Here is a 23,942-nt window from a genome sequence, read left to right on the forward strand (position 1 = left end):
TGCCCCGCCGCACGGCGGGCCCTCTCGTCCGCCGGCCTTCCGATCCCGATGAGCCGGCGCGGCATTCCTCCCGATTCACGCTTCACTCGAACCGCCATGACGCTGAATTCGCTCCCCGCCTGGACTGCCCTTCAATCCCACTTCGAGCAAATCCGCCATGCTCGCCTGCGCGACTGGTTCGCGCCGGAAAACGACCACGCGCCGACGCGCGCCGAACGTTTCACGCTCGCGGGCGGCGGCCTCGCGGCCGATTTCTCGAAGAACCGCATCAATGACGAGACGCTGCGCCTGCTCGTGCAGCTCGCGCGCGACGCGGGCGTCGAGGCACGCCGCGACGCGATGTTCGCGGGCGAGATCGTCAACCCGACCGAAGGCCGTGCCGCGCTGCACACCGCGCTGCGCGCGACCGATCCGCAAGCGCCGTTCCACGCGCAAATCAGCGCCGAGCGCGCGAAGATGGCGACCTTCGCGCGCGCCGTGCGCAGCGGCACGTGGACGGGCTACACCGGCAAGCGCATCCGCCATGTGATCAACATCGGCATCGGCGGCTCCGATCTCGGGCCGAAGATGGTCGTGCATGCGCTGCACCACGTCGCGACGCCTGACATCACCACGCACTTCGTGTCGAACGTCGACGGTGCCGATCTCGCGCGCGTGCTCGAACAGGTCGATCCGGAAGAAACGCTCGCGATCATCGTGTCGAAGACCTTCACGACGCTCGAGACGATGACGAACGCGCGCTCGCTGCGCGACTGGTTCGTCGCACGCGGCTGCCCCGAGGACGCGCTCGCGAAGCACTTCGTCGGTGTGTCGGCGAACCCGGCCGAAGTCGTGAAGTTCGGCATCGCCGCGGACAACGTGTTCGAAATGTGGGACTGGGTCGGCGGCCGCTATTCGCTGTGGTCGGCGGTCGGCCTGTCGATCATGATCGCGATCGGCCCCGAGCAGTTCGACGAACTGCTGGCCGGCGCGAATGACATGGACCGTCATTTCCGCGAAGCGCCGCTCGAGCGCAACCTGCCCGTGCTGCTCGGCCTGATCGGTATCTGGTATCGGAATTTCTTCGGTTCGCAGAGCTATCTCGTCGCACCGTATTCGGAAGCGCTGCACTACCTGCCGTCATACCTGCAGCAGCTCGAAATGGAGAGCAACGGCAAATCCGCGCGCCTGGACGGCACCTTCGTCGACTACCCGACCTCCGCGGTCACGTGGGGCGAGCCGGGCACCAACGGCCAGCACGCGTTCTTCCAGATGCTGCACCAGGGGCCGACGATCGTGCCGATCGACTTCATCGCGGTGCTGACACCCGAGCATCCGCTCGCGAGCCATCATCCGAAGCTGCTGGCAAACTGCTTTGCGCAGAGCGAGGCGCTGATGCTCGGCCGCACACTCGACGAAGCGCGCAAGGTCGCGGGGCCGGGCAAGGAGGCGCTCGCGCCGCATCTGACGTTCCCCGGCAACCGCCCGACGACGACGCTGCTCGTCGATGCGCTGACGCCGCGCACGCTTGGCGCGCTGATCGCGCTGTACGAACACAAGGTGCTCGTGCAGGCAACGGTGTGGGACATCAATCCGTTCGACCAGTGGGGTGTCGAGCTCGGCAAGATTCTCGGCAAGGTGGTGGAAGCCGACCTGACGGCCGAGTCGGTCGATCCGGCAAAGCACGACTCGTCGACCACCGCGCTGATCGAGCGCGCCCGTGCGGCGCTGAAGCGCTGATGCTCTGAGGTAGCGGCGTCATGCAGACGCCGGCCGCGCAGCCCTGCTTGCGCGGCCGGCCGCTCGATTCAGGTGCCGCGCTGCTCCGTATGCGGCTCGACGATGCGTCCGGCGTCGATCGTCACGGTCGTCGCACAGCGGCGTGCGAGTTCGACATCGTGCGTGACAAGCACGAGCGTGGCGCCATGTGTGCGGTTCAGTTCGAACATCAGGTCGATGACCGCATGGCCCGTGGCTGCATCGAGGCTGCCGGTCGGCTCGTCGGCAAACAGGATCGCCGGGCGCGTGACGAATGCGCGCGCAAGCGCGACACGCTGCTGCTCGCCCCCGGACAACAGCTTCGGATAATGCGCGGTGCGCTCGCCGAGACCGACCTGCACGAGCAGCGCCCGGGCACGATCGGCTGCCTCACGCGCGCTGATGCCGCCCTGCAGCTCGAGCGGCAGCATCACGTTCTCGAGCGCCGTGAGGTGCGGCATCAACTGGAACGACTGGAACACGAACCCGACTGCGCCGTTGCGCAGCGCCGCGCGCGCATCCTCGTCGAGCTGGTCGAGCGCGCGACCGAGGAGGCGAACCGTGCCGCTCGTCGCGCTGTCCAACCCGGCAAGCAGGCCGAGCAGCGTCGATTTACCCGACCCCGACGCGCCGACGATCGCGAGGCTGCTGCCCGGCTGCACGGCGAGCGTGATGCCGTCGAGGATCGTCAGCTCGCCCGTTGCATCGGCGACCCGCTTGCATACGTCTTGGACTTCGATGATCGGATCGGTAATCTTGAACATGGACACGACATTTCGCTGGAAAAGACGCGCGGCATTCGCCGCGCTGCTGGGCACCCTGCTCGCGGCTACCGTGCCGGCACGCGCCGCAACGACGCCGGCAGCGACATCGGGCCAGCCCGTGATCGTCGTGCTCGGCGACAGCCTGTCGGCCGAATACGGGCTGCCGCGCGACACCGGCTGGGTAGCATTGCTGCGGCAACGGCTCACGACCGAGCGAATCGATTATAGCGTCGCGAACGCCAGCGTCAGCGGCGACACCACGAGCGGCGGCCGTGCGCGGCTGCCCGCGGTGCTGCAGCGGCTCAAGCCGGCGATCGTCGTCGTCGAGCTCGGGTCGAACGATGCGCTGCGCGGCGTGCCGCTCGCAACGACAGAACAGAACCTGCGCGACATCATCGCCGGTGCGCGACAGGCGCGGGCGAAAGTCGTGCTGGTCGGCATGTATGTGCCACCCAATTACGGCCCCGACTACACGCAGAAGTTCCACGCCGTCTATACGCGACTGTCGAAGGATCTGGGCGTGCCGCTCGTGCCGTTCCTGCTGGCCGGCATCGAAAACAAGCCGGAGTTGTTCCAGGCCGACCAGATGCACCCTGCACAGCAGGCGCAAGGCATTCTGCTCGACAACGTCTGGCCGGCGCTGAAGCCGCTGCTCGGCAAGCCGCGCGGCTGACGCTGCCGCCCCGCCGGAAAACAAAAAGCCCCGCTTGATGCGGGGCTTTTCGTTGCGTGCGAAACGACGCTCAGTTGTCGCCGTCCTGCGACTGGCTGGCCGTCGAGCCGTACAGCTTCACCTTCGAGCGATCACGCAGCGCGGCGAGATATGCTTCGCCTTCGCTCTGCGCATCGACCTGCGCCATCTGCTGCTGCGCGGCGGCCAGTTGCTGCGGATCGACCGCCGAACCCGGGATCACCGCGTTCACGCGGTAGATCGCGTAGCCGTCCGCGCCGAGATCGACACCGACGTACGCAGGCAGCGTCTTCGCGTCGACCTTGTAGACGGCGCTCAGTGCAGCCGGCGTCAGGCCCTGCGACTGCGTGCGCGAGACCTTCTGCGCAGCCGCGAACCCGTCGACCGACTTCGACTTCTGCAGTTCGGCGAGCTTCGTCGCGCCGTCCTTCTTCGCGAGTTCCGCAGCCTGCTCGGCAACGACCTTCTGGCGCACGACGTCCTTGATCGCGTCGAGCGCGGGCACGGCGGCCGGCTTGTAGTCGGCCACGCGCGCCGAAATCAGCGTGTTGTTGCCGACGTCGATCGCCTGCGTGTTGTTCTGGCTCTTCACCGAGTCGCTGGCGAATACGGCGGCCAGGAACTTCGGATTGTTCAGCGGGCTCGTCGGCGGCAGCTGCGGATTCGGCGTCGGGGTGACGGTGGCCGTCTGGATCGTCAGCTTGTACTTGTCCGCGGCGGGCTGCAGCGTCTTCGCCTTTTCGTAGACGGTGGACGTGAAGCCTTCCGCGTTGTCCGTGAATGCCTTCGATGCGTACTGCTGCTTGAGCTCGACCGCGATCTGGTCCTTCACGTCGGCGAACGGCTTGACGGCCGCCGGCTTCACTTCCGTTGCCTTCAGGATGTGGAAGCCCAGATCCGACTGCACGACACCGCTCACGTCGCCCTGCTTGAGCGCGAACGCGGCATCGTCGAACGCCTTGCCGCCCGCCGTCGAGCCGCGCGTGATGAAGCCGAGGTCGCCGCCCTTCGCCGCCGACGGAGCGTCCTGCGAGCTCTTCTGCGCGATCTGCGCGAACTGGTCCGGATGCGCCTTCACGTCGGCCAGCAGCTGCTCGGCCTTCGTCTTCGCTGCAGCCTTGTCGGCCGCGCTTGCGCTGCCCGGCGCGGCGATGAAGATGTGGCTCACGCGCACCTGTGCTTCGGTGCGGAAGTGCGTCGGGTTGTCGTCGTAGAACTTCTTGATGTCCGCATCGGTCGGTTGCGCGCTCGCGGCGGCTGCGGCCGGCGAATAGACGAGGTACTGGATCGTCGCGGTCTCCGGCGTCGCGAAGCTCTGCTTGTGCGCGTCATAGTACGCGGCGAGCTGCGCATCGGTCGGCTGGACCTTCGCGGCGAAGTCGCTCGTCTTCAGCACGAGCGCCTGCACTTCGCGCTGCTGCGCGGCGAGTTCGGACAGGCGTTGCGCGAGGCTCTTCGGCGTGAATGCGCTCGATACGATGCTGGCCGGAATCTGTTGCAGCGAGAGGCTGTAGCGCACGCGCTCCTGATACTGCTCGGGCGTCATCCCCTGGAACGACAGCAGTTGCGCATAGCGCTCGACGTCGATCGAACCGTCGGGCTTCTTCAGCGATGCGATCATCGGGTCGCTCATGAGCGCGTCGCGCACGGCGTTGTCGGATGCGGTCAGATGCAGACGTTGGGTCTCGTCGGCCAGCACGCGTTGCTGGATCAGGCCGTCGAGCACCTGCTTGCGGTGCTCGGGCGTATCGAACATCTTGATGTCGAACTGCCCGCCGAGCGCCTGACGCGCCTGGTCGATCTGCTGGCGGAACGCGCCGTCGAATTCGACCCGCGTGATCTTGTGCCCGTTGACTGCCGCGACGTTCGCGCTATCGTCGAAGAAACCGCGGAAGCCTTGGATCCCGACGAAACCCAGCCCCGGCAACACGATCAGGAGCAGGAGCGCCATCATCAGGCGCTGGTGATTACGGAAGAAATCGAGCATGCGTGACGGGAAAATTGGACAAAACGACCGATATTACAACATACGGGGTGGGACGGGAGAAAAGCAGTCGTGCTGCGGGCGAGTACGGCGCGGCAAACAGGCGCACAAAACGAAAATGCCCGCACAAGGCGGGCTTCTTCATTTTCTGGCGGAGCGGACGGGACTCGCCTACATCCTGCAGGCCGCGGCTGCGCGTGCACGCGCATCCCTTCGAGTCCCGCCGGAAGCTGCGCAGGCAGCTTCCTCCACTCCGCAGTCACGCGCCCGCAAGCGGGCGCAACCGGAAACGCAAATGAAAAAGCCCGCACGAGGCGGGCTTCTTCATTTTCTGGCGGAGCGGACGGGACTCGAACCCGCGACCCCCGGCGTGACAGGCCGGTATTCTAACCGACTGAACTACCGCTCCTTGGTCTGGCTGAATCAGGAAACTGGTGGGTGCTGAGGGGTTCGAACCCCCGACCTACGCCTTGTAAGGGCGCCGCTCTACCAGCTGAGCTAAGCACCCGTTTCCGATTCGTTCTGGCTGCGATCTGCGTTTCGGCATCAACAACCAGCGAGCCCGCAAGTTTAATTCATCCCCGATCATTTTGCAAAGCCCTGGCGCGAATTTTTTACAACGTTCGCGCGCACGATTCCGCAACGCATAAAAAAACCCGCGGCCATGCCGCGGGTTTCGTGAACAACCGTCAGGAACGACGGCGCCCCGATGCTCAGTGCTTGACGAATTCCGTCGAGCCGGCATCCTTCGCCGCATCGGCGACCGGTGCCGCCGCCTTCGCCTCTTCTTCCGGCGGCAGCGGGGTCGGCGAACGCTCGAGCGCGAGTTCCAGCACCTTGTCGATCCAGCGGACCGGCACGATCTCGATCGCGTTCTTCACGTTGTCCGGAATCTCGGCGAGATCCTTCACGTTCTCTTCCGGGATCAGCACGAGCTTGATGCCACCGCGATGCGCGGCGAGCAGCTTCTCCTTCAGACCACCGATCGGCAGGACTTCACCACGCAGCGTGATTTCGCCCGTCATCGCGACATCGGCACGCACGGGGATACCCGTCAGCACCGACACCAGCGCGGTCGTCATCGCACCGCCGGCGGACGGACCGTCCTTCGGCGTCGCGCCTTCCGGCACGTGAATGTGGATGTCCTGCTTCTCGAACGCTTCGTCCTTGATGCCGAGACGACGCGAGCGCGAGCGCACGACCGAACGTGCCGCCTCGACCGACTCCTTCATCACGTCGCCGAGCGAACCCGTACGGATCACGTTGCCCTTGCCCGGCATCACCGCAGCTTCGATCGTCAGCAGATCGCCACCAACTTCCGTCCACGCGAGGCCCGTCACCTGACCGACCTGGTTTTCCTTCGCCGCGAGGCCGAAGTCGTACTTGCGTACGCCGAGGAACGTATCGAGGTTTTCGCCGTCGACCTTGATCGCGCCCGAGGCCTTCTTCAGCAGCAGCATCTTCACGACCTTGCGGCAGATCTTCGACACTTCCCGCTCGAGCGAACGCACACCGGCTTCACGCGTGTAGTAGCGGATGATGTCGCGGATCGCCTGCTCGGTGACCTCGATCTCGCCTTCCTTCAGCCCGTTGTTCTTCTTCTGCTTCGGCAGCAGGTAACGCTGGGCAATGCTGACCTTCTCGTCTTCCGTGTAACCCGACAGGCGGATCACTTCCATCCGGTCGAGCAGCGGCGGCGGGATGTTCAGCGAGTTCGACGTCGCGACGAACATCACGTCCGACAGGTCGAAGTCGACTTCGATGTAGTGGTCGGCGAACGTGTGGTTCTGTTCAGGATCGAGCACTTCGAGCAGCGCCGACGACGGATCGCCGCGGAAATCCATGCCCATCTTGTCGACTTCGTCGAGCAGGAAGAGCGGATTGCGCACGCCGACCTTCGTGAGGCTCTGCAGGATCTTGCCCGGCATCGAACCGATGTACGTACGGCGGTGGCCACGGATTTCGGCTTCGTCACGCACGCCACCGAGCGCCATCCGGACGAACTTGCGGTTCGTCGCGCGGGCGATCGACTGGCCGAGCGAGGTCTTGCCGACGCCGGGGGGCCCGACGAGGCACAGGATCGGCGCCTTCACCTTGTCGACGCGCTGTTGCACGGCGAGATACTCGAGGATGCGTTCCTTCACTTTCTCGAGGCCGAAGTGATCCTCGTCGAGCACCTGCTCGGCGTTCGACAGGTCGTTGTTGACCTTGCTCTTCTTGCGCCACGGCAGGCCGATCAGCGTGTCGATGTAGTTGCGCACGACGGTCGCTTCCGCCGACATCGGCGACATCAGCTTCAGCTTCTTCAGCTCTGCGTCGGCCTTCTTCTTCGCTTCCTTCGGCATGCGCGCGGCGTTGATGCGCTTCTCGAGTTCCTCGAGATCCGCACCTTCCTCGCCTTCGCCCAGTTCCTTCTGGATCGCCTTGACCTGTTCGTTCAGGTAGTACTCGCGCTGGCTCTTTTCCATCTGGCGCTTCACGCGCCCGCGGATGCGCTTTTCGACCTGCAGGATGTCGATCTCGGCTTCGAGCTGCGCGAGCAGGTGCTCGAGACGCTCGATGACCGGGAACATCTCGAGGATGTGCTGCTTCTGGTCGAGCTTCAGCGGCAGGCGCTCGGCGATCATGTCGGCGAGGCGGCCCGCTTCGTCGATACCCGACAGCGACGTGAGGATCTCCGGCGGGATCTTCTTGTTCAGCTTCACGTACTGGTCGAACTGCGACACGATCGCGCGGCGCAGCGCTTCCGTTTCAGCGCTGTCGGCGTGATCGGGCTCGAGCGGCATCACTTCGCAGGAGAATTGCGTTTCCTGCTCTTCGATCGACAACGCCTTCGCGCGCTGCAGGCCCTCGACGAGCACCTTCACGGTGCCGTCCGGCAGCTTCAGCATCTGCAGGATGTTGGCGATACAACCGACCTCGTACATGTCCTTTTCGGTCGGTTCGTCCTTGGCCGCGGTCTTCTGGGCGACGAGCATGATGTGCTTGCCGCCTTCCATCGCTGCTTCGAGGGCCTTGATCGATTTCGGCCGGCCCACGAAGAGCGGAATCACCATGTGCGGGAAAACGACGACATCCCGCAGCGGCAGCAGCGGGAGCGTGATGCGTTCCGGCGGGAGAAGTTGGGTGCCTGACATTTCATTTCCCCATGAGTGGAATCAATTGTTCGGTAATTGAGGCCGCCACAACGAATTGCAAGCCTTCAAGTGCGGGAAATATTCGGTAAGAAAGTAACCACCGCGTGTCGAGTCAGAGTTACCCACAAGATAAACGAAAAAAAGCCGCCCACGGTCTCATGAACGGCCTTTTTCGCAGAACATCGTCGGCAAGCCGGTCAGTTCGAACCCGCCACCTTCGGCGTGTCCTCGTAGATCAGCAAAGGCTTGCCGTCGCCATCGATGACGTTCTCGTCGATGATGACCTTGCTGACCCCTTTCATCGTCGGCAGCTCGTACATCACGTCGAGCAACGCCTGTTCGATGATCGAACGCAAACCGCGCGCGCCGGTCTTGCGGCGGATCGCCTTGCGGGCGACTGCCTGCAGTGCGCCCGGCCGGATTTCCAGCTCGACGCGCTCCATCGCGAACAGCTTGTGATATTGCTTGACGAGCGCATTCTTCGGCTCGACCAGGATCTTCATCAGCGCGGCTTCATCGAGCTTGCCGAGCGTCGCGACCACCGGCAGGCGGCCGATCAATTCGGGGATCAGACCGAATTTGATCAGGTCTTCCGGCTCCGTTTCGCGCAGCACTTCGCCCGCGTCACGTTCCTGCTTGCTCTTGACCGTCGCGCCGAAGCCGATGCCGGTTTTTTCGGTACGGTCGGTGATCACCTTTTCGAGGCCGTCGAATGCACCGCCGCAGATGAACAGGATGTTGGTCGTGTCGACCTGGATGAAATCCTGGTTCGGGTGCTTGCGGCCCCCCTGCGGCGGCACCGACGCCATCGTGCCCTCGACGAGCTTCAGCAGCGCCTGCTGGACGCCCTCGCCCGACACGTCGCGCGTGATCGACGGGTTGTCCGACTTGCGGCTGATCTTGTCGATTTCGTCGATGTAGACGATCCCGCGCTGGGCCTTGTCGACCTCGTAGTTGCAGTTCTGCAACAGCTTCTGGATGATGTTCTCGACGTCTTCGCCGACGTAGCCGGCTTCGGTCAGCGTCGTCGCATCGGCGATCACGAACGGCACGTTGAGCAACCGCGCGAGCGTCTGCGCGAGCAGCGTCTTGCCGGAGCCCGTCGGGCCGATCAGCAGGATGTTGCTCTTCGACAGCTCGACGTCGTCCTTCTTGTCGAGATGCTTCAGGCGCTTGTAGTGGTTGTACACGGCCACCGCGAGGATCTTCTTCGCACGCTCCTGACCGATCACGTACTGATCGAGGATGTCGCGAATTTCCTGCGGGCTCGGGAGATCCGACCGGGACAGGCTGGCCTCGACGCCGGCGGCAGCCGCCTCGTCGCGAATGATTTCGTTGCAGAGGTCGATGCATTCATCGCAGATGAACACCGACGGACCCGCGATGAGTTTTTTCACCTCATGCTGGCTCTTTCCGCAAAACGAGCAATACAACAGCTTCTCGCTGTTCGAACCTTTTTTGTCCGCCATGAATGTAGAGCCTCCGGACAGGTAGATGACATGATACGCCGAATGCTCCTGATGCCGCGCCTAGGGCGCGACCGGAGTCGGCTGGATGCGCTTGCCGCAGATGCTCCGGGCGTACGGGACGTTGCAGGGGCGCCGCAGGAATCGGGGCGGCACCCTACTTAAGCTCACGGACGCTTCAGCAGCACCTGATCGATCAGCCCGTATGCCTTCGCATCCTCGCTCGACATGAAGTTATCACGGTCGGTGTCGCGCGCGATGCGTTCGACGTCCTGGCCCGTGTGCTGCGCGAGCAACTGGTTCAGCCGCTCCTTCAGGTAGAGGATTTCGCGTGCCTGGATCTCGATGTCGGATGCCTGGCCGCGTGCGCCGCCGAGCGGCTGGTGAATCATCACGCGCGAGTTCGGCAGCGCGAAACGCTTGCCCTTCGCACCCGACGCGAGCAGGAACGCGCCCATGCTGGCCGCGAGGCCCATGCACAGCGTCGACACGTCCGGCTTGATGAACTGCATCGTGTCGTAGATCGCCATGCCGGCCGACACCGACCCGCCCGGGCTGTTGATGTACAGGCTGATGTCCTTGTCCGGATTCTCGCTCTCGAGGAACAGCAGCTGCGCAACCACGAGGTTGGCGGTCTGGTCGTTCACTTCGCCGACCATGAACACTAGGCGCTCCTTCAGGAGACGCGAGTAGATATCGTACGAACGCTCGCCGCGGCCGCTCGTTTCGACGACGATCGGCACCAGCCCCAGCGCTTGCGCCTCGAAACCCTGCGGCGCGTTCGAAGCAAGCATGTCCAGCAATTCAGCGCGAGTGATCATTCAATGAACCTTGTTCGAATGGAAAATTGAACGGAAGGAAGCCGCCCGCCCAATCGCCATATTAATGGCAACCGTGCGCTTGACGTAAAAACGGCGTGCGGGCCGTCGCTCCGACAGCCGGCACGCCGCTAGAGCAACACTTACGCTTGCGCCGATGCGCTCGCGAGTGCTTCGAAGCTCACTTCCTTGTCCGTCACCTTCGCCTTGCCCAGCACGAAATCGACGACGTTGCTTTCAACGACGAACGCTTCCATCTCGGCGAGGCGCTGCTGGTTCGAATAATACCAGCGGACCACTTCCTTCGGGTCTTCGTAGCTCTTTGCGAACTCGTCGACTTCCGCGCGGATCTGTTCCGGCTTCGCTTCGAGGCCGTTCGACTTCACGAGCTCGGCCAGCACGAGGCCCAGCTTCACGCGGCGTTCTGCCTGCTCGGTGAACATCTCGGCCGGGATCGGTGCGTCCTTCGCGTTCGGCACGCCACGCTGCGCCAGATCCTGGCGAGCCATTTCGACGAGGCGTTGCTGATCCTGCTCGATCAGCGCCTTCGGCACGTCGAGTTCGGAGATCTTCAGCAGCGCGTCCATCACCTGGTTCTTGACGATCGACTGCGTGCGACGCTTCGCTTCGCGCTCGAGGTTTTCCTTGATCTCGGCACGCATCTTCGTGAGGTCGCCGTCTTCGATGCCGAGCGACTTCGCGAATTCAGCGTCGATTTCCGGCAGGTGCGGCCACTCGATCTTCTTCATCGTGACCGTGAACTGCGCCGTCTTGCCCGCGACGTCCTTGCCGTGGTAGTCCTCCGGGAACGCCAGGTCGAACGTGCGCGACTCGCCGACCTTCAGGCCCAGCGCCGCAGTTTCGAATTCCGGCAGCATGCGGCCTTCGCCGAGCACGAACGGGAAATCTTCGGCCGTGCCGCCCTGGAACGCGACGTCGTCGATCTTGCCGACGAAGTCGACCGTCACGCGGTCGCCGTTCTTCGCTGCGGTGTCCGCGCCGCCGTCGCCGTGCTCGCCGGCTTCGCCACGTGCGTGGAAGTGCACGCGCTGCTTGCGCAGGATGTCCAGCGTGCGGTCGATTTCGGCGTCGCCGATCGACGTCGTCGAGCGCTCGACTTCAGCCGTCGCCAGATCGCCGATCTTGACTTCCGGGTAGACCTCGAACGTCGCGTCGAACGCGTATGCACCTTCAGCCTGTTCCTGCTTCGGCTCGAAGCTCGGCTGGCCAGCGACGCGCAGGTTTTCCGCGCGGCTGATCGTGAAGAATTCCTGGCCGATCTTGTCGCTCAGCACTTCCGCTTCGACCTGACCCGCGTACTGTTGCGCGACCATCTTCACCGGCACCTTGCCCGGGCGGAAACCCGGCATGCGCACGGTCTTCGCGAGTTTCTGGATACGGGCGTCGATTTCCTTCTGCACGGTGTCTTTCGGCAGGGAAATCGTCACGCGGCGTTCAAGCTTGCCGAGGTTCTCAACAACGTTAGCCATGGCTTCAATCGTCCTAAAATTATTCGAGCGAATCGGGTTTTCCTTGCCGTGCCTGCCTGCGGCGTGATGTGTGTCACATCCACTCGCCGCGCCGGAGCGCCACGCCATCCCTGCACGCGCCGAATGGCTAGCGCAAGCGGCTCGGAGCACGGCTTTGGCCGGAAGAATCGACTATTCTAGCAAACAATTTTCATCACACCGCCAGATCGGCGCGACGCACATGCGTCCGCGCCCCATCAACAGCCCTTTGCACGGCAATGCAAGCGGATCGCCGCTATGCCGAACGCCGTATCCTCCACGGGCCCGCCATCCTGTAAGCTCCGATTGAGGGGTCGCCACCGTCGCAGCCCCGATATTCTTCACACCAATCACGCCTTCCGGAGACACCATGCCGCAACACCCGTCCGCGCCTGTCGTCGTCATCGCGCCCGATTCGTTCAAAGGCTCGCTTTCCGCCGAGCAGGTCGCGGACGCGATCGCCACCGGCATCCGCCGCGCGCGGCCCGACGCGGTCGTGCGCTGCTGCCCGATGGCCGACGGCGGCGAAGGCACGCTCGACGCGATGCTCGCAGGCGGCGGCACGCGGCGTGCGTTGCGGGTGGCCGGCGCGTCGCTCGCGGCACGCGATGCGGCGGTCGGCGTGATCGACGCGCGCACCGCGATCGTCGAGACGGCAGAGATCGTCGGCATTACGGATCCGGTCGGCATGAGCGTGCCGGTCGACGCACGCAGTACGCGCGGGATGGGCGAGGCGATCCGTACGCTGCTCGACGAAGGCGTGCGCCGCTTCTTCGTTGCGCTCGGCGGCAGCAGCACCAACGATGCGGGCGCCGGGCTGCTCGCGGGCCTTGGCCTGCAGTGCTTCGACGCGGCCGGCCAACTGGTCGAACCCGTGCCATCGCGGCTCGCCGACATCGCGCGCATCGACGCGTCGGGGCTCGACCCGCGGCTGAAGGAAACGGAATTCATCGGCATGTCCGACGTCGACAACCCGCTGACGGGTGCGCACGGCGCGACCGCCGTGTTCGGCCCGCAAAAGGGCGTAGCGCCCGGCCAGGTTGCGACCCTCGACGCCGCCCTCGCCCGCTTCGCCGACCTGCTCGAAGCTGCGCTCGACCGTCGCAGCCGCGACCTGCCGGGCGCCGGCGCCGCGGGTGGCCTCGGTTTCGCGCTGCACATGCTCGGCGCGCAGTTCGAGGCGGGCGCCGAAGTGGTGGCGCGGCAAGTCGGCCTCGACGGGGCGCTTGCCGGCGCCGACTGGCTGATCACCGGCGAAGGCCGCTCCGACGTGCAGACGCTGCACGGCAAGGCACCGTTCATCGCGTGCCGCCACGCGCAGGCCGCCGGCGTGCCCGCATCGCTGCTGTCGGGCGCGGTCGACCCGGCCGCGCTGCCGCGCCTGTCCGAACATTTTTCCGGCTGCTTCTCGCCGGCTCCCGGGCCGATCACGCTCGACGTCGCGATCCGCGACGCGGCCAATCTGCTCGCGAACGAAGCGGAGCAATTGACACGCCTGAAGTACGGCGCACACTGACCGTTGACCCGAGCGCGCGATACAGGAACAATCGGGCCCGCCCTTTTTCTTCAGGATTCGACATGAAAGGCCGTCAAGCCGGGCTCGATCAGTTTCTGACCTATCGCCTCCACGCGCTCACGAAGCGATCCGACCGCGGGATCGGCGAGGTGTACCGGCACAAGCTCGACATCTCGCTGCCCGAGGCGCGCGTGATCGCCGCCGTCGGCGCCTTCGGCCCGTTCTCGATCATGGATCTCGCGCGCCACACCAATCTCGACAAGAGCCAGGCGAGCCGGGCAGCCGAGGCGCTGCTGCGCCAGGGGCTGCTCGAACGCAGCGCAAGCGAGGAGGATGGCCGGATCGTGCTGATCGCGCTGACCGCCGACGGCCGCGCGCTGCATCGCAAGATCATGCCGATCGTGCGCAAGTGGAACGACGGCCTGCTCGCGTGCCTGTCCGACAGCGAACGCCAGACGTTCGAACGACTGCTCGACAAGGTCGTCGCGCACGCGACCGAGCGGGACGACTGAGCCGCAACACGGGCACGGCGCCCGCAGTATTAATCAGATGAATTCGACGGGCCGCCCCGGTCGCCTGACCGGCGACGCGGGCGGCCCGCTTTGCGTGATACGGGGCTACGCGTTGCAAGCGGAGCGCCGCGCTCCGCGTCGCCGGCTCGCGCATGCAGCGGCCCCAAGCGCGCTACAGTCCGCTGTTCGCCGCGCGCTGGCGCAACAGCCCGAGCACCGCGTCGCAATACGGGGTCGGCACGCCGAGCTTGCGACCGAGTTCAGGGAACACGCCGAGGATCGGCCCGATCTCGAGGGCGCGCCCCGCTTCGAAATCCTGCAGCATCGACGTCTTGAACGCGCCGAGCTTGCGCGTGACCGCGATCCGCTCGGGCCCGCTCATCCCCGTCGACAGGCCCAGCTTCGCGCCGATCGCGGCCGCCTCCTCCATCATCCGCAACGCGAGATCCTGCGTGAACGGATCGTCGAGCAACTGCTCGGCCGTCGACCCCGTCAGCGCGCTCAGCGGATTCATGTTCATGTTGCCCCATAGCTTCGTCCAGATCTCGGTCCGGATCACGGGCGTCGACTCGACGTCGAAACCGCCCGCCGCAAGCGCCGCGGCGAATCGGGCCGTGGCGACGTCAAGCCGCGGATCGGGCGCACCGACGATCAACCGGTTGCCGCGCCCGCGGCGCACGACGCCCGGCGCGTCGGTACTCGACGACAGGTGCACGACGCAACCGATCGCCTGTGCGGGCGGCAACGCCGCCGACACCGCGCCGGCCGGATCGACCGCATCGAGCGGCACGCCGTCGAGCGCGCCTCGGAGCCCGTGCGTGAACCACCACGGCAGCCCGTTCATTGCAGCGACGATCACCGTGTCCGGCCCGACCAGCGGCGCGATGCCCGCGGCCAGCGCCGGCAACGCCTGCGCCTTCAGGGCGATCACCACGTAATCCTGCACGCCGAGCGCGGCCGCATCGTCACTCGCTCGCACCGGCACCGACGATGTCTCGCCGGCCTCGTCGATCACTCGCACGCCGTGCGCATTCAGCGCGTCGAGCGTCGCGCCGCGCGCATACGCGCTCACGGTCATGCCGGCCCGCGACAGCGCGGTCGCGAGCAACCCGCCGATCGCGCCGACCCCGACCACCGCCGCGCGCACCGACCCTGAATTCGTGTCGTTCATGATGGAATTCCGTCTCCTGGAAGCTGACGAGCATAACCTTCAATGGTTGCGGGCACAACCATTCATGCGATCGCATGCAACGTGCGCAACGTGCAGTTCAGCGAGGATCGCCACCGGCTTCCACCGGCTCGTCGTCGGCCGCGCCGCCCGTCGCGCCGAGCACGCCGGCGATCTGGCTCTTGTCGTGCATGCCGAGCTTGCGGTACGCGCAGCGCAGGTAGTGGCGCACGGTCGTCGGCGAAATCGCCATCTGTTGCGCGACTTCCTTGTGCGAGCGCCCTGCGCCGTAATAGCGGATCGCCGCGAGCTCGCGCGGGCTCAGGCGGTCGAGCAGCGATCGCGGCCGCGCCTCGATCTGGAACAGCCCCGCAACCGGCACGCACTGGATTCGCAGCGCATCGCCGACGAACGGGTGGCCCGGCTGTCGCCGCAAGTGCGCGACGAGCGGCTCCGGCACGCGGGCGCCGGCCCATGCCGGCCATTCGGTGCGCAGCACGTCGTCGAAACCGTGATCGGCATGGTGAAGCACGCCGAAGTTGTCGCACAGTGCCCGCGCCGCCGGCGCGACCGTATCGCCGCGTTCGCGCGTGAGCTGCGCGGCGCGATTGATCGTCAGCGCCGCCGCGAGATGCGGGATCACTTCCTCGAAGCGGCGCGCGTCGTCGTCGCTGAACGGGCGATTCAGGCCCTGGCGGTAGATCGACATGAACGTCGTCAGGCCGAACCGGCGATCGAGCGTGCACACGCACATCAGTTGTGCGAGCCCGTACTTCACGCACCAGTCGCGAAACCGGGCATCGAGCCCCGGTTCGACGACCGACAGCCGCACCGCATGGCCGTGCGCGCCGCGCAGCGTGCGGTGCGCGAGCGGGTCGCAATCGCGCACGCGCTTCCAGTCGCTGAAGAACGCATGCGGCAGACGGTACAGGAAGCTGTTGTGCATCACCGGGCCGGTCGGCACGTGAGTTGCGACGCCCGTCCATGCGGCGTCGAACGGGATAAGCGCCTGCAGCAGCGAAAAGAAGCGGTATTCGAATTCGCCGATGCCGGATCGGGCGGCAACCGCGTACAGGTCGAGCAGCATCAGCCCGAGTTCGCGCTGCGATGCGTCGCCGCGCGTGACGCCGTCGAAATCGGCGCGCCGGGACGGCAGCGGCGGCCAGGCGAAATCGTCGAGCACGATGGCGGCCGGCACGTCGCGCAGCGCATCGAGATCCTGCCCGAAATCCGTCGTGATCCTCACCTTCCGCTCCCCTGCCCGATCGGGCTGCTGATGTGCGCAACGACACCGGCCGATTATAGCGAGCGGCTTTTTTGACGGGCCACGGTGCCGGAACGGGCGCCAGCCCCATCCATTTGAACGGTGCACGGCAGGTTGCTGCTCCGCAGCACGCCGCGGCACGGCAGCGCGCCGTGTGGATGTCGTGCACCACGGGTTTTCCACACCGTTCATCTGTACGACTGTTCGAAGGTTTTCCCGCTGCGGACACTGCGTCGCGACAACACCAACGACAAACCGATGCAGGACGGTATGGAGAACTCCACGTGACGAAACCCCGCTTCATCCGCACGGCCGCGGCCGTCGCGACATTTGCCGCGTGCGGCGCTGCCGCGCACGCGCAGTCGAGTCTCACGCTGTACGGCGCGCTCGACGCCGGCATGCAATACCTGACGCGTGCCGACGGACGCCACTCGGCCGTGCAGTTGCAGAACTACGGCATCCTGCCTTCGCAGATCGGCCTGAAGGGCCACGAGGATCTCGGCGGCGGCTGGCGTGCGCTGTTCAAGCTCGAACAGGGCCTCAACCTCAACGACGGCACCTCGACCGTGCCCGGCTATGCGTTCTTCCGCGGCGCGTACGTGGGCATCGCGGGGCCCGTCGGCACCGTCACGCTCGGCCGGCAGTTCAGCGTGCTGTTCGACAAGACGCTGTTCTACGACCCGCTCTGGTACGCGTCGTACAGCGGCCAGGGCGTCATCGTGCCGATGAACGCGAACTTCGTCGACCACTCGGTCAAGTACCAGTCGCCGACGTTCGCCGGCTTCGACGTGGAGGCGCTTGCCGCGACGTCCGGCGTCGCCGGCAATACGCGCGCCGGACGCGTGCTCGAGCTCGGCGGCCAGTACACGAGCAACGGCCTGTCGGTCAGCGCGGTGCTGCATCAGGCACACGGCGATGTTTCCGCAGGCGACGACATGTCAGCGCGCCGCCGCGAACTCGGCACGCTCGCCGCGCGCTATGCGTTCGCCACACTGCCGCTCACCGTCCATGCGGGCGTCGAACGCCTGACCGGCGACCTCGACGCGGCGCGCACGATCGTCTGGGGTGGAGCGCGCTACCAGATGTCGAGCGAGATCGGCCTGAACGCGGGTGTCTATCACACCGACTCGCGCACGCCGGCGATCGGCCACCCGACGTTGTTCATCGCGAGCACCACGTACGCGCTGTCGAAACGCACCGTCGCGTACGTGAACCTCGGCTACGCGCGCAACAGCGGCCAGAGTTCGCAAACTGTCTACGAATACGACCCGACGCCGCTCGCCGGTTCATCGCAGTTCGGCGCGATGGTCGGCATGTACCACCTGTTCTGATTTCCCCAACGAGATCCCGCCATGAAAACCCTGTCCCCGGATGCCGCACTCCCGCCCGCCGGCCGCGCATCGGCCTTCGCGCGCTCGACGCTCGTCGCGCTCGTCGTGTTCGCGGCCGTCACGCCGCTGCTGCTGCTCGTGGCGCCTGCCGTCGCGGGCCAGCTCGCGACGCAGCTCGGGTTGTCCGCGTCGCAGATCGGCACTTACTTCTTCGTCGAACTCGGCGCGTTCAGCCTGGCGACCGTGCCGTCGTACCTGTGGCTCGGCCGGGTCGACGCGCGCCGCGTCGCCGCATTCGCCATCGCGCTGTTCGGCGCGGGCAACCTGCTGACCGCACTGTGGATGCCGGGTTTCGTCGCGCTGCTCGCGCTGCGCGCCGTCACCGCGCTCGGCGGCGGCTCGCTGATGGTGCTCTGCATGACGAGCGCCGCAACCAGCGAGAACAGCGACCGCGTGTACGGCCTGTGGGTCGTCGGCCAGTTGATCGCGGGCGCGATCGGCCTGTTCGTGCTGCCGCATGTGTTCGCGGCGTTCGGGCTGCGCGCGCTGTATGTCGCGCTCGCCGCACTCGCGCTGCTCGCGGCGCCACTGTCGCGCGGCTTTCCGCCCTCACTGGGCGCGCGAGCCACGCTCGCGCGCAACGCTGCGGCGCATACACCGCAAAGCTTCGTCGTGCTCGCGATCGGCGCGGTGCTGACGTTCTATCTCGCGATCGGCAGCGTGTGGACGTTCGCAAGCCGCGCCGCGGCCGAAGCCGGGCTCGATCCGCAGTCGACCGGCAACGTACTCGCGATCGCGAGCGTGATGGGCATCGCCGGTGCGGCGCTCGCGTCTTGCGCGGGCGGCCGGCTTGCCCGGCGCGCGATGCTCGCGGCCGGTTACGCGCTGCTGGCGGCCTCGCTCGTCGCGCTCGCCGTGATGCGGCATGCCGGCGGCTACAGCGCGGCGATCTTCGCATTCAAGTTCGCGTGGACGTTCGTACTGCCGTTCATCCTCGCGACCGTCGCGCAGATCGACACGTCGGGGCGCCTCGTGGCCACGCTCAATTTCGTGATCGGCGCGGGCCTCGCGGCCGGCCCCTTGCTCGCCGGGCTGATGCTCGACGCAGGCGGCACGATGCGCGTGCTGTTCACGGCCGCGACGGCCGTCGCGATCGTGTCGTTCGCCGCGCTGCGCCACATCGACCGCCGGACGCGCCCTTCCATTTCCACCCAACCGTGACAGGTCACGCACATCCATGAATCGCACTGCCTTCTTCACCGACGAACGCACTTTCTGGCATACCGGCGGCACGCACGCGCTGTTCTTCCCGGTCGGCGGCTGGGTCCAGCCGCCGTCGAGCGCGGGCTACGCCGAATCGCCCGATTCGAAGCGCCGCTTCCTGTCGCTCGTGCAGGCATCGGGCCTGGCCGCGCAGCTCGACCTGCGCGGCGCCGGGCCGGCCACGACCGCCGACCTGCTGCGCATTCACCCCGCGCACTATCTCGACGCGTTCCGCGCACTCAGCGATGCGAATGGCGGCGACCTCGGCGACCTCGCGCCGTTCGGCAAGGGCAGCTACGAGATCGCCGCGTTGTCGGCCGGACTCGCGATCGCGGCCGTCGATACGGTCCTCGGCGAACGTGCGGCAAACGCTTTCTCGCTGTCGCGACCACCCGGCCATCATTGCCTGCGCGATCGCCCGATGGGCTTCTGCCTGCTGGCGAACATCCCGATCGCGATCGAGGCCGCCCGCGCGAAACACGGCGTCGAGCGCGTCGCGGTGATCGACTGGGACGTGCATCATGGCAACGGCACGCAGTCGATCTACTATGACGATCCGGACACGCTGACGATCTCGCTGCATCAGGACCGCTGCTTCCCGCCCGGCTACAACGGCGCCGATGACCGCGGCGAAGGCGCAGGCGTCGGTGCGAACCTGAACGTGCCGCTGCTCGCGGGTAGCGGCGACGATGCGTATCGCTACGCGTTCGAGCGAATCGTGCTGCCGGCGCTGGAGCGTTTCCGGCCCGAGCTCATCGTGATCGCGAGCGGCCTCGACGCGAGCGCAGTCGATCCGCTCGCGCGCATGCAGCTGCACACCGACAGCTACCGGTTCATGACACAGGCGGCAAAGGAAGCCGCGCAACGCCATTGCGGCGGCCGGCTCGTGATCGTGCACGAAGGCGGCTATTCGGAGGCGTACGTGCCGTTCTGCGGGCTCGCGATCGTCGAGGAGTTGGCGGGTGTTCGGACCGACGTCGCCGATCCGATGCTCGACCTCGCGATCGCGCAGCAGCCGGGCGAGCGGTTCGTAGCGTTCCAGCGTGAATTGCTCGACGAACTGGCTACGTCGTTCGGGTTGTAAAGCGCGCCGGCGGACGCGACGAGGGCCGGCCGGCGCCGGCCCCTCTTGCGCGATTGGAGTGGATGGGGTTTCCTGTGCTTTTATCCCCGTTTCGGCCCGAAGCCGCACTCTTCCGATGAAATCGTCCCCGCGCGATAACAATGACGAGGCCAAGACGCGCCGCCAGCCTTCGAAGCTGGTCCTGAACATCGCCGCCGTGACGGTCGGCCTCATCACGTTCGCGATCGGCGCGGCGTGGGTGATCTATAGCTGGGTCGTCGATCGCGAAGCGCAGTATTTCGCGATCCCGCTGGTGTTCTCGGTGCCGGTGATCGTGGCGGTCGCGATCCGCAGTTTCTGGGAATAAGCGCGCCTGGAATGATGAAGCGCCGCGGGTCGGGCGACGCGCGGCGCTGGTATCCGGCTTGTTTCAGATGAGGCGGGAATTCCCGCAGTTCGCTTGCGGGCCGGTCACAGGCCCGAGGACGCACACGGATCGGGGACTGTGCCCCGGGTCCCGCCGATAACGAGGGTGGGCCCAGTGCCGGTCAGGAACCTGGCGGCCGCTATCTGCACACGTTCCGTCGTCAACGACTCATCGCTCGAAATCTGCCGCTTCGAGTAGACATAACACTCCGGGGGCATGACGAACCGCTGCACAGGCTTGTGCGCTCCAGGCTATGTTGTCGGCGGGCGTCGTGGCAAATGCCGGCGCAGCGAGTATCAGCGCCAGTACGAAAATCGGAACGCGGACGGTGTTTTTCATCGATGGCCCTCGGCGTAATTGTGTTTCTTATAGGGGAAGCGAACACGATATTACACGCGGCACGAATATTCGCGCACCGCTTGCCCTGGCTCTCGTACCGGGAAAAACACCAGCATCAACAAAAAAGCGCTGCGGTCAATCGACCGACAGCGCTTTTGGGTGAACGGCCTCGGACTGAGGCGCATCCGACTTCTGGTGCTGAGGCCTGATTCGAACTAGTGAATCTGAGCCTTTACTATCAAGCAGATGGGCTTTGGTCGCTCAGAAGTGGCCCCCATAGTTGCCCCCATTACACGTTCCTGGGATTGCCGAAGCTCTGTTCGTGTCCTCGGTAATACTCAGCACTCGGTCGTAGGACTGACCCAAGCCCCAGCAGATCCGACGAGAGTGTTAATTATGTCAAGTATAGAACGACCGGCTGCAAAGTCGGCCAGCCGAAGAAACAAAGACGGCCGCTCGATCGATCCCAACTACTCGAGCCGGTTCGAACTCAGTACAGCAGAAACATTGCACGCTCGCGCGCGAACACTGCATTTTGTGCTTCGACGACACGTTCGATTTCGTCGAGCGGCTGCCCCGCTTCGAGCATGTCGGTAACTTCCCGCGAGCCGATGGACACACGTATCGCATCGATCTGGAACTGCGCCGGATAACGCTGGTGCAGCGTCAGTGCAAGTGCCAGCCCGATTTCGCCCGGTCGCGTCGCACCGGACCGCCGTTCGATCCGCACACCGTCGCACAGCTTGCCGCGATACGGCCCCTCCGTCGGCACGAAGCGGACCGGCGTGAACGTCGCAGCGAGCCCCATCGCTCGAAGATCGCTGGCGAGGATGCGCCCGTCGATCCACGGCGCGCCGATTACGCCGAACGGCGTTGGAGTCCCCCGCCCGACGCTGAGCGCCGCCCCCTCGATGAGCCCCGTTTCCGGATAAAGCGAGACTGCCGCACCGTCGCGCAGGTTCGGCGACGGCGGTACCCAGCCGAGCCCGGTATCGTCGAAACGCATCGTGCGTGTGTAGTTCGCCATCGGTACCACGGTGAGCGCCGCGCCGATGCGCAGGCGCGCGTTGAAGAGCCGCGCAAGTTCGCCGAGTGTCATGCCGGGCTGCAGCGGCAACGGGTAGTAATTGGTGAACGTGGCCGGCTCCGCATCGGCCACGGGGCCGTCGACCACGTCGGCGCCCAGCGGGTCCGGGCGGTCGAGCACGAGCACCGGGCGGTGCGCTGCGGCCGCCGCCTCGAGCGCATAGCCGAGCGTGGCCAGGTACGTGAAGAAGCGCACGCCAGCGTCCTGCAGGTCGATCACCACGATGTCGACGCCGGCAAGCCACTCGGGCGCGATCCCGCGTCGGTCGCTGTAGAGGCTGTGGACAGTCACGCCGGTCGCGGCGTCGGTCGTATCGCCGAACGTTTCGTCGACGTCCGTGCCGAGCCCGTGCTCGGGCGCGAACAGGGCGACGAGCCGCGCACCCGGCGCCTGCACGAGCAGGTCGGCCGTACGCCGGCCGAACCGGTCGAATCCGCTTCGATTCGTCAGGAGAGCGATTCGCTTGCCTGCCACCGCGGCGAAGCCGCTCTCCGCGAGCACGTCGATACCGGCCAGTACCGGCCCGCGCGAAACCGGCAACCGGCCAGCCTGCGCGACGGCCGCCGCCATCGTCGGCACGCGCGTCGCGATTAGCGAAGACGTGACCGGCCCGGCCGCGCTCGATACGATGCCGAGCACGAGCGCGCGCAGCGGCATCGCGGTGCCGGTTTCATCCGGATACAGCCGGCTCGTCAGCACGATCGCGAAGCGGTGCGTCACAGGATCGATCCACAGCCCCGTGCCCGTGTAGCCGAGATGCTGCAGCGCGCCGGCCGGCGGCACCCGGTAGCGGTTCGCGACGAGCGGCGCACCCACCTGCCAGCCTGGCGTATGCCAGTCGCCTTCGGCGTCGAGCGTGGCCGGCGTCTCAAGCACGGCGACGCTCGCGGCGCCGAGCACACGTGTCGTGCCAAGGGTGCCGCCGTTCAACAGCATGCGCGCGAAGCGCGCGAGGTCGTCGGCACTTGCGAACAGCCCCGCTTTGCCCGCGACGCCGCCCAGCGCCGCCGCGACCGGATCGTGCACACGCCCCCGCAGCAACCGGCCATCGCGAACGATCGTCGGCGCGACACGTGCCAGCGTCGCGGGGCCGGGCCTGAATGCGGTGTCGGCCATGCCGAGCGGCACGAATACGTGTGCCGCGCACCACGCGTCGAGCGGCTGTCCCGACACGCGCTCGACGATCTCGCCAAGCGCCACGTAATTGACGTCGCTGTAGCGCACACGCGTGCCGGGCGGCTCCGCGGGCGTCATCGCGACGATGTCGGCGAGCACCGCGGCACGGCTGCGCAGGACGCGCGACGACGACACGCCGGCCGGCAGTCCCGACACGTGCGCGAGCAGTTGGCGGATTGTGACGGCGCGCTTGCCGTGCGCGGCGAATGGGGGCCAATAGCGCGCGGCCGGCGCATCGAGGCTCAGCAGGCCGCGCTCCGCAAGCTGCAGGATCGCGACGGCCGTCGCCACGGGCTTGGTCAGCGACGCGAGATCGAAGACGGTATCGGCCGTCATCGCCTCGGCGTGCTCGCCCGTCACGCGCAGGCCGCGCGCCACGCGCACCTGCACGCCGTCCGCGTCGCCCGCCACGACCACCGCGCCGGCAAGATGACCGTCGGCGATCTCGGCCGCGATTGCCGCATCGATCGCGGCAGCCTGCCGTTGCGGCATCGTCGCCAACCCCGCATCGGGCGCGGCATGTGCATCGGCTGGCAGCAGCGCCGACAGCAGCGCGCCGGTCAACGCGGCAGCGCAGCGGGATCGTAGCGATTGCGCGGATTCCACAGCATCCATCCGTCCGTGCCGGCCGCGTCGGCGGCGTCCACCTGAGCACGGATATCCGCCGCGTCGAATGCGCGCCGGTCGAACG

At 66.3% G+C, this 23,942-nt stretch carries 19 protein-coding genes and 2 tRNA genes; 8 read left to right on the plus strand and 13 right to left on the minus strand.

Translation table 11 applies throughout. The features are described 5' to 3' along the window. The first annotated feature begins 96 nt into the window (after positions 1–96). Positions 97–1,719 carry a glucose-6-phosphate isomerase gene (gene pgi / locus C5O79_RS30840; protein ID WP_122474074.1) on the plus strand — a complete coding sequence of 541 codons (1,623 nt, stop codon included), beginning with the start codon at positions 97–99 and terminating at the stop codon, positions 1,717–1,719. A gap of 68 nt (positions 1,720–1,787) precedes the next feature. Here pgi and C5O79_RS30845 read toward each other — a convergent pair whose 3' ends face one another. Next, a complete protein-coding gene (locus C5O79_RS30845; protein WP_047850750.1) occupies positions 1,788–2,501 on the minus strand; it encodes an ABC transporter ATP-binding protein in 714 nt (237 codons plus the stop codon). Here C5O79_RS30845 and C5O79_RS30850 point away from each other — a divergent pair. Further along, positions 2,500–3,174, plus strand: coding sequence for an arylesterase (locus C5O79_RS30850; RefSeq protein WP_039367155.1), 675 nt, complete (start codon positions 2,500–2,502; stop codon positions 3,172–3,174). The two genes, C5O79_RS30845 and C5O79_RS30850, sit on opposite strands and share 2 nt — an antisense overlap. Before the next feature lie 70 nt (positions 3,175–3,244). Here the strand turns inward: C5O79_RS30850 and C5O79_RS30855 are convergent, their stop codons facing one another. From C5O79_RS30855 to tig, 7 genes are all read right to left on the minus strand, one after another. Next, positions 3,245–5,179 (minus strand): SurA N-terminal domain-containing protein, encoded by a 1,935-nt coding sequence (locus C5O79_RS30855; protein ID WP_046545922.1) that lies wholly within the window; start codon positions 5,177–5,179, stop codon positions 3,245–3,247. Positions 5,180–5,508: 329 nt separating this feature from the next. Next, a tRNA-Asp gene (locus C5O79_RS30865) sits at positions 5,509–5,585 on the minus strand. Positions 5,586–5,608: 23 nt separating this feature from the next. After that, positions 5,609–5,684 (minus strand) — tRNA-Val (locus C5O79_RS30870). A gap of 205 nt (positions 5,685–5,889) precedes the next feature. Further along, positions 5,890–8,313 (minus strand): endopeptidase La, encoded by a 2,424-nt coding sequence (lon, locus tag C5O79_RS30875; protein ID WP_011352361.1) that lies wholly within the window; start codon positions 8,311–8,313, stop codon positions 5,890–5,892. 197 nt (positions 8,314–8,510) lie between these two features. Continuing rightward, on the minus strand, positions 8,511–9,782 hold the full coding sequence (gene clpX, locus C5O79_RS30880) for an ATP-dependent Clp protease ATP-binding subunit ClpX (protein WP_006489345.1): 1,272 nt from the start codon (positions 9,780–9,782) through the stop codon (positions 8,511–8,513). A gap of 164 nt (positions 9,783–9,946) precedes the next feature. Further along, positions 9,947–10,600 carry an ATP-dependent Clp endopeptidase proteolytic subunit ClpP gene (gene clpP / locus C5O79_RS30885; protein ID WP_010092137.1) on the minus strand — a complete coding sequence of 218 codons (654 nt, stop codon included), beginning with the start codon at positions 10,598–10,600 and terminating at the stop codon, positions 9,947–9,949. Between the two features lie 140 nt (positions 10,601–10,740). Then, the gene (tig, locus tag C5O79_RS30890) at positions 10,741–12,087 is read right to left on the minus strand and encodes a trigger factor (RefSeq protein WP_046545923.1); all 1,347 of its coding nucleotides are present in this window, start codon (positions 12,085–12,087) and stop codon (positions 10,741–10,743) included. Between the two features lie 388 nt (positions 12,088–12,475). On the opposite strand from tig, the gene C5O79_RS30895 reads away from it, so the two are divergent. Together C5O79_RS30895 and C5O79_RS30900 are read left to right on the plus strand one after the other, a co-directional pair. Further along, positions 12,476–13,621 carry a glycerate kinase gene (locus C5O79_RS30895; RefSeq protein ID WP_122474075.1) on the plus strand — a complete coding sequence of 382 codons (1,146 nt, stop codon included), beginning with the start codon at positions 12,476–12,478 and terminating at the stop codon, positions 13,619–13,621. 62 nt (positions 13,622–13,683) lie between these two features. Continuing rightward, a complete protein-coding gene (locus C5O79_RS30900) occupies positions 13,684–14,133 on the plus strand; it encodes a MarR family transcriptional regulator (RefSeq protein WP_039367176.1) in 450 nt (149 codons plus the stop codon). A gap of 172 nt (positions 14,134–14,305) precedes the next feature. Here C5O79_RS30900 and C5O79_RS30905 read toward each other — a convergent pair whose 3' ends face one another. Continuing rightward, positions 14,306–15,304: a 2-dehydropantoate 2-reductase gene (locus C5O79_RS30905; RefSeq protein WP_047850748.1), complete on the minus strand. Its 999-nt coding sequence runs from the start codon at positions 15,302–15,304 to the stop codon at positions 14,306–14,308. Between the two features lie 97 nt (positions 15,305–15,401). Then, complete coding sequence (locus C5O79_RS30910; RefSeq protein ID WP_046545926.1) at positions 15,402–16,547, minus strand: helix-turn-helix transcriptional regulator; 1,146 nt, start codon at positions 16,545–16,547, stop codon at positions 15,402–15,404. A gap of 302 nt (positions 16,548–16,849) precedes the next feature. Between C5O79_RS30910 and C5O79_RS30920 the strand changes: the two genes are divergently transcribed. The 4 genes from C5O79_RS30920 to C5O79_RS30935 all read left to right on the plus strand — a co-directional run bounded on the left by C5O79_RS30920 (position 16,850) and on the right by C5O79_RS30935 (position 20,589). Beyond that, positions 16,850–17,896 carry a porin gene (locus C5O79_RS30920; protein ID WP_122474076.1) on the plus strand — a complete coding sequence of 349 codons (1,047 nt, stop codon included), beginning with the start codon at positions 16,850–16,852 and terminating at the stop codon, positions 17,894–17,896. Positions 17,897–17,917: 21 nt separating this feature from the next. Further along, positions 17,918–19,117 carry an MFS transporter gene (locus tag C5O79_RS30925; RefSeq protein ID WP_046545928.1) on the plus strand — a complete coding sequence of 400 codons (1,200 nt, stop codon included), beginning with the start codon at positions 17,918–17,920 and terminating at the stop codon, positions 19,115–19,117. 16 nt (positions 19,118–19,133) lie between these two features. Then, a complete protein-coding gene (locus C5O79_RS30930; RefSeq protein ID WP_122474077.1) occupies positions 19,134–20,243 on the plus strand; it encodes a class II histone deacetylase in 1,110 nt (369 codons plus the stop codon). A gap of 115 nt (positions 20,244–20,358) precedes the next feature. After that, a complete protein-coding gene (locus C5O79_RS30935; RefSeq protein WP_046545930.1) occupies positions 20,359–20,589 on the plus strand; it encodes a hypothetical protein in 231 nt (76 codons plus the stop codon). Positions 20,590–20,817: 228 nt separating this feature from the next. Here C5O79_RS30935 and C5O79_RS38700 read toward each other — a convergent pair whose 3' ends face one another. The 3 genes from C5O79_RS38700 to C5O79_RS30950 form a co-directional block, all read right to left on the minus strand. Beyond that, on the minus strand, positions 20,818–20,988 hold the full coding sequence (locus C5O79_RS38700) for a hypothetical protein (RefSeq protein ID WP_236862294.1): 171 nt from the start codon (positions 20,986–20,988) through the stop codon (positions 20,818–20,820). 490 nt (positions 20,989–21,478) lie between these two features. After that, entirely contained in the window at positions 21,479–23,866 is a 2,388-nt protein-coding gene (locus C5O79_RS30945) for an exo-beta-N-acetylmuramidase NamZ domain-containing protein (RefSeq protein WP_174242096.1), read from the minus strand. Beyond that, on the minus strand, positions 23,812–23,942 hold a 131-nt coding region (locus tag C5O79_RS30950), incomplete at its 5' end, for a putative glycoside hydrolase (protein ID WP_240687930.1). The genes C5O79_RS30950 and C5O79_RS30945, both read right to left, overlap by 55 nt.

The organism is Burkholderia sp. SRS-25, assembly GCF_004343765.1.
GTDB lineage: Bacteria > Pseudomonadota > Gammaproteobacteria > Burkholderiales > Burkholderiaceae > Burkholderia > Burkholderia contaminans.